The organism is Methylobacterium sp. C1 (assembly GCF_001854385.1).
Classification (GTDB): Bacteria; Pseudomonadota; Alphaproteobacteria; order Rhizobiales; family Beijerinckiaceae; genus Methylobacterium; species Methylobacterium radiotolerans.
The window spans coordinates 71,629-87,114 of sequence record NZ_CP017640.1 but is presented as its reverse complement, the minus strand read 5'-3'; the positions used below and the strand labels follow the sequence as shown (position 1 = coordinate 87,114).

Below are 15,486 nucleotides of genomic sequence, written 5' to 3'. Positions count from 1 at the left end.
GGCCGGGATGCACGGCCGATGGGACAGTTGTGCTGTCCTAAGTCGCGAAACTGCCAGATTGAAATGTTTTCAGCAAGAGACAGCCGACGGGCACGGTGTCGCCGCTCTGGATGACGGGTCGCGGCACGCATCGCGCCTCCGCAATCTCGCCCGAATCGCGGGGTCTACCGGGCAGGCCGAGCACAAGCGGCATGCGGGGCAACGACCTCGCCGGCATGGTCGAGGTCCGGGTCCACCGGCCCGGACCATGCCGGAACCGGACACTCTGCCGGGTCTCCAAACCCAAAACGCACAAGAGTGACGATGACGAGCAGAGTCGCTGCGCGCCTTCAATCCCCGATGATCAGAACGCTTCGCGCCGGCTTCATGTCGGTGCTCGCTCTCGTGGGAGCGAGCGCCGGCGCGCGCGCGCAGTTCGCCTTCGAGGACGAAGTCCTTCCGCCGCGCGTCGTGGCCTGGCGCCTCGCCGACCGCGGGTTCAGCGGCCTGAGCCGTCCGCGCTTCGACGGGCGGGTCTACGTGGTCGACGCCGTCGGTCCCGCCGGCGCGCCCGTCCGGCTGTTCGTCGATCCCATGACGGGTGCAATCGTGGGCCGCCGCCCGATCGGCGCGCCCGAGACGGTCGCGCGGCTGGAGCGGCCCGCACCGGGATTCGGCTGGACCGAGGACGAGGTGGTGCCCCGTCGCGCGATGCGCCCCGTCCCCTCCGAGGACGGCCCGGTGGCGCGGACGCCTCGCCGGCCGGCCGGCGAGGCGCTGCGGCCTGACGCCAACCCGGAAGGCGTGAATCCCGACAATGTCGGCCGGACCGCTCCGCCGAAGCGGGTCGCGCGCGGGGCGCTCGCCAGGACCCCGGAGTTGAAGCCGCCGCCCCGAACCTCCCCCCAGGCGCCGGCCCCCAAGCTCGCGCCGGCCGATGCGGCCAAGGCGGATCCGAATGCCGGGCCGGCGCCCGAGACCAAGGCGGCGTCGATCGAGAAGACGCCCGCCGCGGCTCCCGCTCCGCCGTCCGCCACGCCGTCGAAGCCGGCCGACGCCGCCGTGGCAGGAGCGCCCAAGCCGGCCGCGAAGGACTGGAAGGACCCGCCCACCGACAAGAAGCCGGTCCGGGTGATCGGGGGCGCGACCGTCGTCCCGGGCCAGGCCGAGTAGTCTCGGAGACCGAGGCGAGCGCGTCACGCGCCGTCGGTCAGCCGCTCGGCGCCCGTGAACACCGTGACCGTGTCGGCCCGCGCGATGGCGCAGAGCGTCATGCCGTAGGAGCGGGCGCGCTCCAGGGCCAGGGACGTCGGCGCCGAGATGGCAACGATGACGGCCGCCCCGAGGCGCGCGGCCTTCTCGACCATCTCGAACGAGCAGCGGCTGGTGATGACCAGGAACCCGGCGTCCACGGCCGTGTCCGTCCGCATCAGGGCGCCGATCAGCTTGTCCAGGGCGTTGTGGCGGCCGACATCCTCGCGGACCGCGGCGAGGCCGCCGTCGAGGCGAGCCCAGGCCGCGGCGTGGACCGCGCGGGTCTCCGCACCGAGCCGCTGTGCGCCGTCGAGGTCCGCCAGGGCGCGCGCGATGGCCGGCAGCGCGACCCGGACCTCGGAGGCCGCCCGGCCTCCGGCCCGCGGCAGCTGCGCCAGATCCTCGATGCCGCAGACCCCACAGCCGGTCCGGCCGCTGATGGCGCGCTTGCGTGCCAGATGCTCGCGGAGCCGTCCCGGCGCGAGATCGACGTGGAGGCGAAGTCCGTCCGGCCCGGCCTCCACCCGGGTCGCGCGGATCTCCTCCGCGCTGTCCACGATGCCCTCCGTCAGGCTGAACCCGTAGGCGAAATCCTCGAGGTCGGCGGGCGTCGCCATCATCACGGCGTGCGGCACGCTGCCGTAGACGAGGTTGACCGGCGCTTCGACGGCGAGCGGCCGCGTGCCCGATCTCGGCGCCGAAGCCGCATAGGGCATCACCTGCATCGGCGCCGGCACCGCGCAGGGCAGAGGACCGGACGTGAGGCTGCCGGTTTGCGTGGACATCGTGGACTCCGCAGGCGTGACACGAACGCGTCGCGACGCTTCATCCCCGGCGCGACGCGACGGGGAACAATTTTGCCGCCCCCCTAGTGCGCCGACGCCACGAGGCGCCGTCAACTGGCTGGAAAGCGCGCGATGCGACGCTTGTGCGGTTGCACGTGGCCGGCCCTTGTGGTCTGAAGCGCCGGTCGGATAATGCCGGGTAACACAACCGGTACTCCGTCACGTCGGTACAATCCCGCACGCGGTCAAGACGGGAAGGTCCGGCGGCAGCCAGATAGTTCAGGGGAGCCACGAGAGGCAGATGCGGACGGTGCGGACGATCAACCGGTCACTCTGGAGCCTCGCCGCTCTCGGCGCCCTGCTCTTCCCGATATCCGGCGCGCAGGCCGCGGGCTTCGGTCAGCCCGTGCCGTGGGAGATGGACCGGCAGATCCCGGTCACCGAGAACGCGCGCGACATCCTGAACTTCGAGATCGGACTGCACTGGCTGTCCCTTGCCATCTCGGTCTTCGTCCTCGGACTCATCCTCTGGTGCGTCTACCGCTTCGGCGAGAAGCGGAACCCGACGCCCTCGCGGACCACGCACAACACCGCCATCGAGATCGCCTGGACGATCGTGCCGGTGCTGATCCTGGTCGCCGTGGCGATCCCGTCCTTCCGCCTGCTGCGCACGCAGCTCTCGGATCCGAAGGCCGACATGATCGTCAAGGTCATCGGCCATGCCTGGTACTGGTCGTACGAGTACCCGCAGACGGAGGCCGGCGGCGGCTTCACGTTCGATGCCAACCTCGACGAGGACAAGCAGCCGCGCCTGCTCCAGACCGACAACGAGATGGTCGTTCCGGTCAACAAGATCGTGAAGATCCAGGTCACCGCCGCCGACGTGCTGCATTCCTGGGCGATGCCGGCCTTCGGCTTCAAGATCGACGCCGTCCCAGGCCGGCTGAACCAGATGTGGTTCAAGGCCGACAAGGAGGGCACGTTCCACGGCCAGTGCTCGGAGCTGTGCGGACAGCGCCACGCCTACATGCCGATCGTGGTTCGCGTGGTCAGCGAGCAGGCCTACGCCGACTGGCTGAAGGAGGCGAAGACCAAGTACGCCCGCATCGACACCGGCACGAGCGTCGCCGAGGCGCGCTGAGCCCCGGCTGACCGACCCGAACCCATCAGATCCACAAGGCATCCGAATCCATGGCTACAGCCGCAGCCCATGCAGAGGCCCACGAGGTCCACGACCATAAGCCGTCGTTCTTCGCCCGCTGGTTCCTGTCGACGAACCACAAGGACATCGGCACGCTCTACCTGCTCTTCGCCTTCTGCGCCGGCATGATCGGCGCGTTCCTCTCCTTCGGCATCCGGATGGAGATGGAGGCGCCCGGCCTGCAGTACTTCTCGAATCCCGCGACCTACAACGTCTTCGTCACGGGCCACGGGCTCATCATGGTGTTCTTCATGGTGATGCCGGCGCTGATCGGCGGCTTCGGCAACTGGTTCGTGCCCCTCATGATCGGCGCGCCCGACATGGCGTTCCCGCGCATGAACAACATCTCGTTCTGGCTCACGGTCGCGGGTTTCTGCTCGCTGCTCTGCTCGCTGTTCGTCGAGGGCGCTCCCGGCGCGTCCGGCGCCGGCACCGGCTGGACCGTCTACCCGCCGCTCTCGACCGCCGGCCATCCCGGCCCGGCCGTCGACTTCGCCATCTTCGCCCTGCACCTGTCGGGCGCGGGCTCGATCCTCGGCGCGATCAACTTCATCACGACCATCCTGAACATGCGCGCCCCGGGCATGACGCTGCACAAGATGCCGCTCTTCGCCTGGGCCGAGCTGGTGACCGCGTTCCTCCTGCTGCTGTCGCTGCCGGTGCTCGCGGGCGCCATCACGATGCTGCTGACCGACCGCAATTTCGGAACGACCTTCTTCGATCCGGCCGGCGGCGGTGACCCCATCCTGTACCAGCACCTGTTCTGGTTCTTCGGTCACCCCGAAGTGTACATCATGATCCTGCCGGCCTTCGGCATCGTGTCGCACATCATCGCTACCTTCTCGCGCAAGCCGGTCTTCGGCTACCTCGCGATGGCCTACGCCATGGTGGCGATCGGCGTGGTCGGCTTCGTCGTGTGGGCCCACCACATGTACACCGTCGGTCTGTCGCTGCAGACGCAGTCCTACTTCGTGTTCGCCACGATGGTGATCGCCGTCCCGACCGGCGTGAAGATCTTCTCGTGGATCGCCACCATGTGGGGCGGCTCCATCCGCTTCACCGCCGCGATGCACTGGGCGGTGGGCTTCATCTTCCTCTTCACGGTCGGCGGCGTCACCGGCGTCGTGCTCGCCAACTCGGCGGTCGATAAGTACCTGCACGACACCTATTATGTGGTGGCGCACTTCCACTACGTCCTGTCTCTCGGCGCCGTGTTCATCATCTTCGCCGGTATCTACTACTGGTTCCCGAAGATGACCGGCCACATCATCCCGGAATGGGCCGGCAAGCTGCACTTCTGGCTGGCCTTCATCGGCGCGAACATCCTGTTCTTCCCGATGCACTTCCTCGGACTGGCCGGCATGCCGCGCCGCTACGCCGACTACCCGGACGCCTTCGCCCAGTGGCACAAGGTGTCGACCTACGGCGGCCACATCTTCGGTCTCGGCATGTTCGTGTTCGTGATCGGCGTGGTCCTGGCCTTCCGCTCGAAGGAGCGGGCCGCGGACAACCCGTGGGGTGAAGGCGCCACCACCCTCGAGTGGACGCTCTCCTCGCCGCCCCCGTTCCACCAGTTCGAGACGCTGCCCCGCATCGTCGACGAGCCCGGCGCGCACTGATAGACACCCCGCGAGGGCCGCATCCGCGGCCCTCGCCCTTACCCGGAGGCCGGTCGGCCGACCTCCCGGCAAGGGCGAGCGATGAGGGCGATCCGCACGGGCCGAGGTAGACTCCCTGGGCCCCGCTCACGCCGATCCTTGGAACACGTCGAATTCGAGACACGACTCGGCCGTGACGCGCGCGGCCGGGCGCCGACACAGCAGCGGCAGACGCGATGACGAGCCTGACGAACACGATCGGACCGGACGTTCCGGGTCCGGCCCTCACGACCGCCAACGGCGACGTTCCGGACTACTTCGCCCTGCTGAAGCCCCGGGTGATGGTCCTCGTCATCTTCACCGCGCTGGTCGGCATGGTGGTCTCGCAGGGCCACGTGCAGCCGGCCATCGGCGCGATCTCGCTCCTCGCCATCGCGGTCGGAGCCGGGGCGTCCGGCTGCCTGAACATGTGGTGGGACGCCGACATCGATGCGGTCATGAGCCGGACCGCCACCCGGCCGATCCCGTCGGGCCGGATCACCTCGGAGGAGGCGCTGGGCTTCGGGCTGTTCCTGTCGGTCGCCTCGGTGGTCGTGCTCGGGCTCGCCGCCAATCTCCTGGCCGCCGCGCTCCTCGCCTTCACCATCGTGTTCTACGCGGTGGTGTACTCGATGTGGCTGAAGCGGGCGACCGCTCAGAACATCGTCATCGGCGGCGCCGCGGGCGCCCTGCCGCCGGTCATCGGCCAGGCGGTGGTGACCGGGTCGATCGGCATCGAGTCGCTGATCCTGTTCGCCATCATCTTCATCTGGACCCCGCCGCACTTCTGGGCGCTCGCCCTGATCAAGGCCGACGAGTACGCCCGCGCCGGCATCCCGATGATGCCCAACGTGGCCGGCCCGGCCTCCACCCGCCGCCAGATCGTGTGGTACTCGCTGCTCCTCGCGCCGCTCGGCCTCGTCCCGGTGGCGCTGGGCTTCGGCGGGCTCGTCTACGCTGTGGTCGGCCTGGTGGGCGGCCTCGGCATGGTGGCCTTCAGCATCCGGGTGCTTCGGAACCCGGAGGGCGATGCCGAGCGGCGCGCCGCCATGGGCATGTTCGGCTTCTCGATACTCTACCTGTTCGCGCTGTTCTCGGCGCTCCTGGCCGAGCAGAGCTTCGGCCTGTTCCGCCCGGTCCTGGGTTGAGCGCCATGGCGGATCCCGAGATCCAGTACCGGCCGCTCACGCCCGAGCAGGAGGCGCGGCGCCGCAAGCGGTCGATCGCGATCGCGCTGGCCCTCGGTGCCTGGGTTCTGCTGTTCTTCGTGCTGACGATCGTCAAGCTCGGACCGCAGATCCTGAGCCGGCCGATCTGAGGCGTTCGCGATGACACTTCCTCCTTCAGGACCGAGCCGGGCCGCGACGCGAACGGCCCTGGCGTGCGCGGGTCTCGCCGTCGGCATGGTCGGCCTCGCCTTCGCGTCGGTGCCGCTCTACGACGCCTTCTGCAAGGCAACCGGCTACGACGGCACGCCCCGGCAGGGGCCGGCGCTCTCGGCCTCAGCGGCGCGGACCGACGACAGCATGGTCGTCCACTTCGACACGAACGTCGCGCCGGGCCTGCCCTGGAAGTTCATCCCGGAGGTGAGCAGCGTCGAGGCGAAGCTCGGCGAGACCAAGACGGTCTTCTTCCGTGTGCAGAATACCGGCAGCACGCCCTCGGCGGGGGTCGCCACCTTCAACGTCCAGCCGGGGCTGATGGGCGGCTATTTCGTCAAGATCGCCTGCTTCTGCTTCAACGAGCAGACGCTCCAGCCGGGCGAGACGTTGGACGTGCCGGTGGTCTTCTACGTCGATCCGGCCGTGCGGGACGACTCGAACACCGCGCATCTCTCGGAGATGACGCTATCCTACACGTACTTCGCCTCCAAGAACGGCCAGCCGGTCAAGGCGACGGTGGCGAAATCGTCTTCTCCGGGCACGAAGGGCGATTTCTGATCGCGGCCTCGTGACAACACGGGGCTGCACCGACTAAAGCTGCGGGCAAGCTTGGGTGTGGTGCGTGCCGCGCCCGGCCAAGAGCAAGCAACGAACAGCGTAAGGCCGGGAACGGCGCAGGGCGCGAGGGTGAGGAGCGACGGGACGATGGCCGAGGCGCACGCCAAGAATCACGACTTTCACATCCTGAATCCGAGCCCGTGGCCGTTGCTCGGGGCCTTCTCGGGCTTCCTCATGGCGTTCGGCGCTGTGTTCTGGATGAAGAGCCTCCAGATCGGCACCCTGAGCCCGGGACCCTACATCTTCGGGGCCGGCACGATCGGCGTTCTCTACACCATGTACGCGTGGTGGAAGGACGTCGCGCACGAGGCCAATTCCGGCGACCATACCCGCGTCGTGCAGTTGCACCACCGCTACGGCATGATGATGTTCATCGCCTCCGAGGTGATGTTCTTCGTCGCGTGGTTCTGGGCCTACTTCGAGGCCGCCCTCTACACCGCCGACCCGATCCAGGTCTCGCGCGTGGAGTTCACCGGCGGTGTCTGGCCGCCGAAAGGCATCGAGGCGTTCGATCCCTGGCACCTGCCGCTCCTCAACACGCTGATCCTGCTGACCTCGGGCACCACCGTGACCTGGGCGCACCACGCGCTGATCGAGGGCGACCGCAAGGGCCTGAAGTACGGCCTGTGGCTGACCATCATCCTCGGCGTCCTGTTCACCGCCTGCCAAGCCTACGAGTACAGCCACGCCGAATTCGGCTTCTCGGGCAGCATCTACTCGTCGACCTTCTTCATGGCGACGGGCTTCCACGGCGCCCACGTGATCATCGGCACGATCTTCCTGGCAGTGTGCCTGTTCCGCGCCTACGCGGGCCAGTTCACGCCCCGTCAGCACCTCGGCTTCGAGTTCGCCGCCTGGTACTGGCACTTCGTCGATGTCGTGTGGCTGTTCCTGTTCGCCGCCATCTACGTGTGGGGCTCCGGCGTGTTCCACGGTGGCGGCGCTCACTGAGCGGAACCATCTCGCCGCTGCATGGCGGACCTGCGAAGGGCGGCTCAGGCCGCCCTTCTGCATTTCCGACGCCGCGCGATCCCCATATCGAGGGGGCGGCCCCGACGCGGGGCATGGCGCCCGCGCGGAACAGGTCTGGAGTGTGCCCGTGGACGACCGAACCTATTCGCCGCCGCCGCCGATCCCCACCGGCCTGCGCGGCCGCTGCCCGCGCTGCGGCGAGGGTCATCTGTTCAAGGGCTTCCTGACCCTGCGACCGTCCTGCGAGGCCTGCGGCCTCGACTACGCGCATTTCGACTCGGCGGACGGGCCAGCCTTCTTCGTCATGTCGATCGTCGGCCTGGTCGTCGTCGGCCTCGCCCTGTGGCTGGAGATCACCTACGAGCCGCCGATCTGGGTCCACGCCCTCGTGGCGCTGACGCTCTCGGTCGGACTCAGCCTGATCCTGGTGCGGCCCCTCAAGGGTCTGCTGATCGCCCTGCAGTTCAGCAACCGGGCCGAGGAAGGGCGCTTCAAGCCGTGACCGCGACCGAACCGCAACGGGCTGCCTGGCGCGACCTCGTCGCGCCGGGACTCGCCTCGCTGATCGCGCTGGCCATCTTGCTGGGCCTCGGAACGTGGCAGCTCGAGCGCAAGGCCTGGAAGGAAGATCTCATCCTCCGGCTCGTCCGTCAGACCCGCGCGGAGCCGGTAGCGCCGCCGGCCGCGGAGTCCTGGGATCCGGCACGCGACGAGTTTCGCCATGTCCGGGTCGCCGGTCAGTTCCTCAACGATCGTGAGACCCTGGTCCACGGATTGGCGCCCGGCGAGACGCCGGGGCGCGCCCTGCAGGGGTACTACGTGCTGACGCCGTTCCGCCGCGAGGATGGCAGCCTCGTGCTGGTCAACCGGGGCTTCGTTCCCACGGAACTGAAGGCGCAGGGCGATCGCCGGGACGGCCTGATCGACGGGCCGACGACGGTCACCGGTATCCTCCGCGCGAGCGAGGCCCGAGGGATGTTCGTGCCGGAGCCGGATCCCGCACGCGGGGAGTGGTTCAACCGGGATATCACCGGCATCGCGGCGGCGCGCGGTCTCGGAACGGTCGAGCCCTACCTGATCGAGGCGGACGCCGTTCCCGGACAGACGACCTGGCCGCGCGGCGGCCAGCTGCGGGTCGACCTGCCGAACAACCACCTGCAATACGCGTTCACGTGGTTCGGCCTCGCCGCCTGCCTGATCGGCGTGTTCTCGGTCTTCGCGTGGCGTCGCCTGCACGATTCGCCCGCGGCGCGCGCCGCCTAGAATAAAGCCGCACGCGCAGGATCTCGGCGAAGAAGAGTCTCGCCGGGATCAGCCCAAAAAAGGCAACCCGTTCCTTTGACCGACGGCCATCGCCCCGGAATACTTTCTGTGTTCTTGAGCGATCGGCCGCGCTCTGCATAGTGTATTCAGTTCGCGGCGATCATCCGAAGACGTCACGGCGCCTGACCGCCGTGCAACTGAGGTAACGCCGGATGACCAGCCATCTCGCCAACTCGGCGGCGCGCGCGCCGATCCGCTTCGCCTACTGGGTGCCCAACGTCTCCGGGGGCCTCGTGATCAGTAAGATCCCCCAGCGCACGAGTTGGGACGCCGCGTACAATCGGAAGCTAGCCCAGATCGCCGAGGAAGCGGGCTTCGATTACGGGCTGACGCAGATCCGGTTCACCGCGGGCTACGGCGCCGAGTACCAGCACGAATCGGTCGCTTTCAGCCACGATCTGCTGGCCGCGACCACCAAGCTCAAGGTGATCGCCGCCCTCCTGCCCGGGCCGTGGCATCCCACGCTCGCCGCCAAGCAGATCGCAACGATCTCACAGCTCACCGAGGGCCGCATCGCGGTGAACATCGTCTCTGGCTGGTTCTCGGGCGAATTTCGGGCGATCGGCGAGCCATGGCTGGACCACGACGAGCGTTACCGCCGGTCTGAGGAGTTCATCCGGAGCCTGCGCGGGATCTGGACGCGGGACAATTTCACCTTCCGCGGCGACTTCTACCGCTACAGCGACTACACGCTGAAACCCAAGCCCGTCGATCCGCTGCCCGAGATCTTCCAGGGCGGCTCGTCGCGCGCCGCGCGCGACATGGCGGCCCGGGTCTCCGACTGGTACTTCACCAACGGCGGCACGCCGGAGACCATCCGCGCCCAAGTGGACGATATCCGCGCCAAGTCGGCCGAGACGGGCAATCATCCGCGGATCGGCGTGAACGCCTTCGTGATCGCCCGCGACACCGAGGAGGAGGCCCGCGCCGTTCTCCAAGAGATCATCGACAACGCCGATCCGGACGCCGTGAAGGCCTTCGGCCACGAGGTGAAGAATGCCGGCAAGGCCTCTCCCGAAGGTGAAGGCAACTGGGCGAAATCGAGCTTCGAGGATCTCGTCCAGTACAACGACGGCTTCAAGACCAATCTGATCGGCACGCCCGACCAGATCGCCGAGCGGATCCTCGCGCTGAAGGATGCCGGTGCCGACCTCGCCCTGCTGGCATTCCTGCATTTCCAGGAGGAGGTCGCGTATTTCGGCGCGCACGTGATCCCGCGGGTCCGCGCCCTCGAGGCCGCCCGCGACCGGCGTGCCGAGGCGGCCTGAGCGCCGCAGACTCGATCGAAACTTGCCTGACCGGAGTGAGCCATGAACATCGCCGTGGATGCGCGCGCACTCGAGCCGGAGCGCCGCCCGGGCGCCACCGGCCCCGCGAGGCCGCCCTCCCCCGCCCACGTGATCCGTGACGACGCCGAGGCGCTGGCCGCGGCTCACCGGCTCGCGGCCGATTTCCGCGCCGGCGCCTCGGAGCGGGACCGCCACGCCGTGCGGCCGCTGGCGGAGCTCGACGCCTTCTCGCAGAGCGGGCTCTGGTCGATCAACGTGCCGCGAGCCTATGGCGGCCCCGAGGTCTCCTACCGGACCCTCGCGCAGGTGATCGCCATCGTGGCGGCCGCCGATCCGGCCATCGCGCAGATCGCCCAGAACCATCTCGGCATCCTGGCAGCCATCCGGACGGTGTCGGACGAGGCGCAGAAGCACCTGCTGTTCGGCGAGGTGCTGCGCGGCGCGCGCTTCGGGAACGCCTTCTCGGAGCGCGGCACCAAGCGGGCCGCCGATTTCGATACCCGCTTCACCGATCACGGCGACCACGTCGTGGTCCGGGGTCAGAAGTTCTACGCCACGGGCGCCCTCCTCGCGCATCTGGTACCGATCGTCGCCCTCGATGAGGAAGGGCGCGCCTGGTACGCTATCGCCGAGCGGGACGCGCCCGGGCTCACGGTGATCGACGACTGGTCGAGCTTCGGCCAGCGCGGGACCGCGAGCGGGACCGTGCTGATCGACGACGTGCGCGTGCCCAGGACGCATCTCGTGCCCGCCTGGAAGGGCTACGCGGCGCCCAGCGCCGACGGCGCCGTGTTCCAGATCATCCAGGCGGCGGTCGATGCCGGGATCGGCCGCGAGGCCCTCGACGACACCATCGGCTTCGTCCGCGAGAAGGCCCGGCCCTGGATCGACAGCGGGCTGGAGCGGGCCGCCGACGATCCCTACACGATCCAGGCGATCGGCGACCTGACCATCCGGCAGCACGCCGCCGAGGCGCTGCTCGACCGGGCCGGGCTCGCCCTCGACGCGGCCGTCGCGCGGCCAGACGCCGAGACGGTCGCCGCGGCGCAGATCGCCGTCGCCGAGGCGAAGGTGCTGACGACAGAGGTGGCCCTGGCGGCGTCGAACAAGCTGTTCGAGTTGTCGGGCACCCGCTCGACCCTGGCGGCGGAGAATCTCGACCGTCACTGGCGGAACGCGCGCACGCACACGCTGCACGACCCGGTCCGCTGGAAATACGCGATCGTCGGCAACCACGCCCTCAACGGCGTGAACCCGCCGCTCCACGCCTGGAGCTGATCGGCGGCCTACAGCACCGGCAATCCCCGCGCCTTGGCCTCCTCGCCAGGCTCGACGTGGATGGTCACCACCGCCCCGGGGATCGTCGTCTCCAGGGCGGATTCCAGCCGGTCGCAGATCGCGTGCGAATCCTCGACGGTCATCGCGCCGGGGACGACGAGGTGGAAGTCGATGAAGGTCGCCTGACCGGCAGAGCGCGTGCGCACGTCGTGCGCCTCCAGCGCGCCCTCGCCGTGCTGGGAGATGAGCGACCGGATCTGGCTCACCATCTCGGCCGGGGCAGCCCGGTCCATGAGGCCGTCCACCGACTCCCGAACCATGCGGAAGCCGGACCACAGGATGTTCAGGGCGACCAGCCCGGCCACCACGGGATCGAGGACGGGGTAGCCCGTCAGCACGACGGCGCAGACGCCGGCAAGCACGCCGCAGGACGTGACCACGTCGGCGAAGACGTGGCGCGCGTCTGCGATCAGGGCCGGCGACCGCCACCGCCGGCCCCAGCGCATCAGCGCCGCCGCCCAGACCGCGTTGACGATCCCGGCCGCGAAGTTGATCGCGAGGCCGATCGCGGGCGCGTCGAGGGGCTTCGGGGCGAGCAGGCCGAAATAGGATTCGCGCAGGATCAGCAGCGCCGCCACCACGATCAGCGCGCCCTCGATCACCGCCGAGAAGAACTCGGCCTTGTGGTGACCGTAGGGGTGGTCCTCGTCGGCCGGTCGCGCGGCGACCTTCAGGGCCACGAAGGCGCCCACCGCGGCGACCACGTTGATGATGCTCTCCAGCGCGTCGGAGTAGAGGGCGAGGCTGCCGGTGAGCCACGCCGCGTAGAACTTCATCGCCGTGACGGCGAGGCCGATGCCCGCGCTGAAGAGGGCAGCTTTCTGGGTGCGGTCCATGGTTCGCGCCGTTGGGGTGTCGCCGCGCCCATACGGCACCGGCCATGGGCAAGGCCACGGCAAAGGTTCGACGCCGTCGAAAACGTGTTAGCCGCGGCTAAGTCTCCGACGAACCACCGTTGTCCCGGGCGGCTTCGCGTCGGCGGCTCGGCTCCGCCCTGGCGCGCGCGGCCTCCGCCTTGCGCAGGTAGCGACGGCGCTGCCAGGCGAAGCGCGCTCCGGCGGCGAGGGTCTCCAGCCGGGCGGCCTCGCGCTCCCAGAACCCGAGGAGCTGCCCGTCGAGGGTGACCCGCCGGGGGCGACCGCGGGGCGTCACGCGTCGCTCCCCCGCGGCGCCGGCGGCACGCCCGTCTCGGCCACGACCAGGGCGTCCGGATCGCCGCGGAAGCTGCCGGCGCCGGTATTCGGCACCGGGATTCCGGGGCTGCCGAAGGGCGGGCTCGGGTAGGCCGATTCGAACTTCGCGCGGGCGGTGTCGGGATCCTCGGCCTTCAGCACGATCTCGGACGTGCCGGGGAGCGGCCAGCGGGGATCGGCGACGTCACGGGGGCGAACGGCGTACCAGGGCATGGGTCGGGTGCCTCGCGTCTCGGTGACGCGGAAAACGGACGCGCTCCTCCGCGGTTCCGCGGTTGAAACCGCGTCCCGTTCGGTGCAGGCAGCCGGCGATGCGCGTGGACCTCTTCGATTTCGAGTTGCCGGAGACCAGCATCGCCCTGCGCCCGGCCGAGCCGCGCGACGCCGGGCGGATGCTCGTGGTCCGCCCCGGTGCGCCGCTGGTCGACCGGACCGTGCGCGACCTGCCCGACGCTCTCCGGGCCGGCGACGCCCTGGTCTTCAACGACACGCGGGTGATCCCCGCCCGGTTGAACGGCGTGCGCACCCGCCCCGGCGCCCCCGGCCAGCGCACGGAGGTGATGCTCCACCTGCGCGAGGCCCCCGACCGGTGGCGCGCCTTCGCGCGTCCGGCCAAGCGGCTCACGGCGGGCGACGCGCTGCGCTTCGGCGATCTGACGGCGACCGTTCTCGAGAAGGCCGAGGCCGGCGAGATCGTCCTGGCCTTCGACCGGGCCGGGCCCGAGCTCGACGCGGCCATCGCCGCGGAGGGCGCCCTGCCGCTGCCCCCCTACATCGCGGGCAAGCGCGCCACGGATGCCCGCGACGCCACTGATTACCAGACGGTCTACGCCCGCAATCCCGGGGCGGTGGCGGCCCCGACGGCCGGCCTGCACTTCTCGGACGCCCTGCTGGCCGATCTCGACGCCGCCGGTCTGCAGCGCCATCACGTCACGTTGCATGTCGGCGCCGGGACCTTTCTGCCGGTCAAGGCCGAGGACACCGACGGGCACCGCATGCACGCGGAGATCGGCATCCTCGACGCCGCCACGGCGGACGCCCTGAATGCCGCGCGGGCCGCCGGCGGCCGGATCGTCGCGGTCGGAACCACGGCTCTGCGCCTGCTGGAGAGCGCGGCCCGCCCGGACGGGACACTCGCACCCTTTTCCGGACCGACCGAGATCTTCATCACCCCGGGCTACCAGTTCCGGGCGGTCGACGCTCTCGTGACCAACTTCCACCTGCCACGCTCGACGCTGTTCATGCTGGTCTCAGCCTTCTCGGGCCTCGAGACGATGCGCGCGGCCTACGCGCACGCGATCGGCGCCGGGTACCGGTTCTACTCCTACGGCGACGCCAGCCTGCTCTTCCCGGGCCCGCGCGCGGACACCCCATGACCGACAGCGCTAGCTTCCGCTTCGACCTGCTGGCCCGGGACGGCACCGCCCGGACCGGCATGATCGCGACGCCGCGCGGCGAGATCCGGACCCCGGCCTTCATGCCGGTGGGCACCGCCGCGACGGTCAAGGCGATGTATCCCGGCCAGGTCCGTGACCTCGGCGCCGATGTGGTGCTGGGCAACACCTATCACCTGATGCTGCGGCCCGGCCCGGAGCGCATGGCCCGGCTCGGCGGCCTGCACCGCTTCATGAACTGGGACCGGCCGATCCTGACGGATTCCGGCGGCTTTCAAGTGATGTCGCTCTCCGCCCTGCGGAAGATCGACGAGCAGGGCGTGACCTTCCGCTCGCACATCGACGGCACAGCGCACCACATGAGCCCGGAGCGCTCCATCGAGATCCAGGGTCTGCTCGGCTCCGACATCCAGATGCAGCTCGACGAGTGCGTCCGCCTGCCGGCGGATCACGCGGCCATCGAGAAGGCCATGCACCTGTCCCTGCGCTGGGCCGAGCGCTGCCGCGTCGCGTTCGGCGACCAGCCCGGGCGAGCCCTGTTCGGCATCGTCCAGGGCGGGGACGTGCCGGCCCTGCGCGTCGAGAGCGCCCGCGCGCTGACCGATCTCGATCTCAAAGGCTACGCGGTGGGCGGCCTCGCCGTGGGCGAGCCCCAGGCCGTCATGTTCGCCATGATCGAGACGGTGGAGCCGCACCTGCCGACCGCGAAGCCCCGCTACCTGATGGGCGTCGGCACGCCGGACGACATCCTCGGCGCGGTGGGGCGCGGCATCGACATGTTCGACTGCGTGATGCCGACCCGCGCCGGCCGGCACGGCCTCGCCTACACGCGCCACGGACGGGTCAACCTGCGCAACGCCCGCCACGCGGAAGACACCGCGCCGCTCGACGTGGCCTCGACCTGTCCGGCCGCGCGGGACTATTCTCGGGCCTACTTGCACCACCTCGTGCGCTCGAACGAGATCCTCGGGATGATGCTGCTGACGTGGAACAACCTCGCCTACTACCAGGACCTGATGGCCGGCGCCCGCGCGGCGATCCGCGACGGCCGCTACGCGGATTACTGCGCCGCGACCCGCGCGGGCTGGGCCAGCGCCGAGCGCGCCGCCGCTTGACCGGGC

17 protein-coding genes are annotated in these 15,486 nt (G+C 69.8%); 13 read left to right on the top strand and 4 right to left on the bottom strand.

The window, feature by feature from the left end; translation table 11 throughout:
* Positions 1–339: 339 nt before the first annotated feature.
* Complete coding sequence (locus BKE41_RS00410; protein WP_043072889.1) at positions 340–1,152, top strand: hypothetical protein; 813 nt, start codon at positions 340–342, stop codon at positions 1,150–1,152.
* Between the two features lie 23 nt (positions 1,153–1,175).
* Here BKE41_RS00410 and fdhD read toward each other — a convergent pair whose 3' ends face one another.
* Positions 1,176–1,949 (bottom strand): formate dehydrogenase accessory sulfurtransferase FdhD, encoded by a 774-nt coding sequence (fdhD, locus tag BKE41_RS00405; protein ID WP_234742147.1) that lies wholly within the window; start codon positions 1,947–1,949, stop codon positions 1,176–1,178.
* A 370-nt stretch (positions 1,950–2,319) separates the two neighbouring features.
* Here fdhD and coxB point away from each other — a divergent pair, with 370 nt between their 5' ends.
* The 10 genes from coxB to BKE41_RS00360 all read left to right on the top strand — a co-directional run bounded on the left by coxB (position 2,320) and on the right by BKE41_RS00360 (position 11,718).
* Positions 2,320–3,159 (top strand): cytochrome c oxidase subunit II, encoded by an 840-nt coding sequence (coxB, locus tag BKE41_RS00400; protein ID WP_012317061.1) that lies wholly within the window; start codon positions 2,320–2,322, stop codon positions 3,157–3,159.
* A 50-nt stretch (positions 3,160–3,209) separates the two neighbouring features.
* Positions 3,210–4,838 carry a cytochrome c oxidase subunit I gene (ctaD, locus tag BKE41_RS00395; protein WP_012317060.1) on the top strand — a complete coding sequence of 543 codons (1,629 nt, stop codon included), beginning with the start codon at positions 3,210–3,212 and terminating at the stop codon, positions 4,836–4,838.
* Between the two features lie 215 nt (positions 4,839–5,053).
* Positions 5,054–6,004 carry a heme o synthase gene (locus BKE41_RS00390; protein ID WP_070998242.1) on the top strand — a complete coding sequence of 317 codons (951 nt, stop codon included), beginning with the start codon at positions 5,054–5,056 and terminating at the stop codon, positions 6,002–6,004.
* 5 nt (positions 6,005–6,009) lie between these two features.
* A complete protein-coding gene (locus BKE41_RS31495) occupies positions 6,010–6,174 on the top strand; it encodes a hypothetical protein (protein WP_012317058.1) in 165 nt (54 codons plus the stop codon).
* A 10-nt stretch (positions 6,175–6,184) separates the two neighbouring features.
* On the top strand, positions 6,185–6,796 hold the full coding sequence (locus BKE41_RS00385; RefSeq protein WP_029359136.1) for a cytochrome c oxidase assembly protein: 612 nt from the start codon (positions 6,185–6,187) through the stop codon (positions 6,794–6,796).
* Positions 6,797–6,943: 147 nt separating this feature from the next.
* The gene (locus BKE41_RS00380; RefSeq protein WP_012317056.1) at positions 6,944–7,807 is read left to right on the top strand and encodes a cytochrome c oxidase subunit 3; all 864 of its coding nucleotides are present in this window, start codon (positions 6,944–6,946) and stop codon (positions 7,805–7,807) included.
* Between the two features lie 148 nt (positions 7,808–7,955).
* The gene (locus BKE41_RS00375) at positions 7,956–8,330 is read left to right on the top strand and encodes a DUF983 domain-containing protein (RefSeq protein ID WP_012317055.1); all 375 of its coding nucleotides are present in this window, start codon (positions 7,956–7,958) and stop codon (positions 8,328–8,330) included.
* The gene (locus BKE41_RS00370) at positions 8,327–9,091 is read left to right on the top strand and encodes an SURF1 family protein (RefSeq protein WP_012317054.1); all 765 of its coding nucleotides are present in this window, start codon (positions 8,327–8,329) and stop codon (positions 9,089–9,091) included. Before BKE41_RS00375 ends, BKE41_RS00370 begins: the two co-directional genes overlap by 4 nt.
* Before the next feature lie 212 nt (positions 9,092–9,303).
* The gene (gene sfnG / locus BKE41_RS00365; RefSeq protein ID WP_012317053.1) at positions 9,304–10,419 is read left to right on the top strand and encodes a dimethylsulfone monooxygenase SfnG; all 1,116 of its coding nucleotides are present in this window, start codon (positions 9,304–9,306) and stop codon (positions 10,417–10,419) included.
* Positions 10,420–10,461: 42 nt separating this feature from the next.
* The gene (locus BKE41_RS00360; RefSeq protein ID WP_012317052.1) at positions 10,462–11,718 is read left to right on the top strand and encodes an SfnB family sulfur acquisition oxidoreductase; all 1,257 of its coding nucleotides are present in this window, start codon (positions 10,462–10,464) and stop codon (positions 11,716–11,718) included.
* An 8-nt stretch (positions 11,719–11,726) separates the two neighbouring features.
* Here the strand turns inward: BKE41_RS00360 and BKE41_RS00355 are convergent, their stop codons facing one another.
* From BKE41_RS00355 to BKE41_RS00345, 3 genes are all read right to left on the bottom strand, one after another.
* Positions 11,727–12,614: a cation diffusion facilitator family transporter gene (locus BKE41_RS00355; protein ID WP_012317051.1), complete on the bottom strand. Its 888-nt coding sequence runs from the start codon at positions 12,612–12,614 to the stop codon at positions 11,727–11,729.
* A gap of 97 nt (positions 12,615–12,711) precedes the next feature.
* A complete protein-coding gene (locus tag BKE41_RS00350; protein ID WP_012317050.1) occupies positions 12,712–12,930 on the bottom strand; it encodes a hypothetical protein in 219 nt (72 codons plus the stop codon).
* The gene (locus BKE41_RS00345) at positions 12,927–13,184 is read right to left on the bottom strand and encodes a hypothetical protein (protein WP_012317049.1); all 258 of its coding nucleotides are present in this window, start codon (positions 13,182–13,184) and stop codon (positions 12,927–12,929) included. The genes BKE41_RS00350 and BKE41_RS00345 overlap by 4 nt, the downstream gene beginning before the upstream one ends.
* A 98-nt stretch (positions 13,185–13,282) precedes the next feature.
* Here BKE41_RS00345 and queA point away from each other — a divergent pair, with 98 nt between their 5' ends.
* Both queA and tgt read left to right on the top strand, forming a co-directional pair.
* Positions 13,283–14,347 carry a tRNA preQ1(34) S-adenosylmethionine ribosyltransferase-isomerase QueA gene (gene queA, locus BKE41_RS00340; RefSeq protein WP_070998240.1) on the top strand — a complete coding sequence of 355 codons (1,065 nt, stop codon included), beginning with the start codon at positions 13,283–13,285 and terminating at the stop codon, positions 14,345–14,347.
* Entirely contained in the window at positions 14,344–15,480 is a 1,137-nt protein-coding gene (gene tgt / locus BKE41_RS00335) for a tRNA guanosine(34) transglycosylase Tgt (RefSeq protein WP_070998239.1), read from the top strand. Before queA ends, tgt begins: the two co-directional genes overlap by 4 nt.
* The last annotated feature ends 6 nt before the right edge of the window (positions 15,481–15,486 follow it).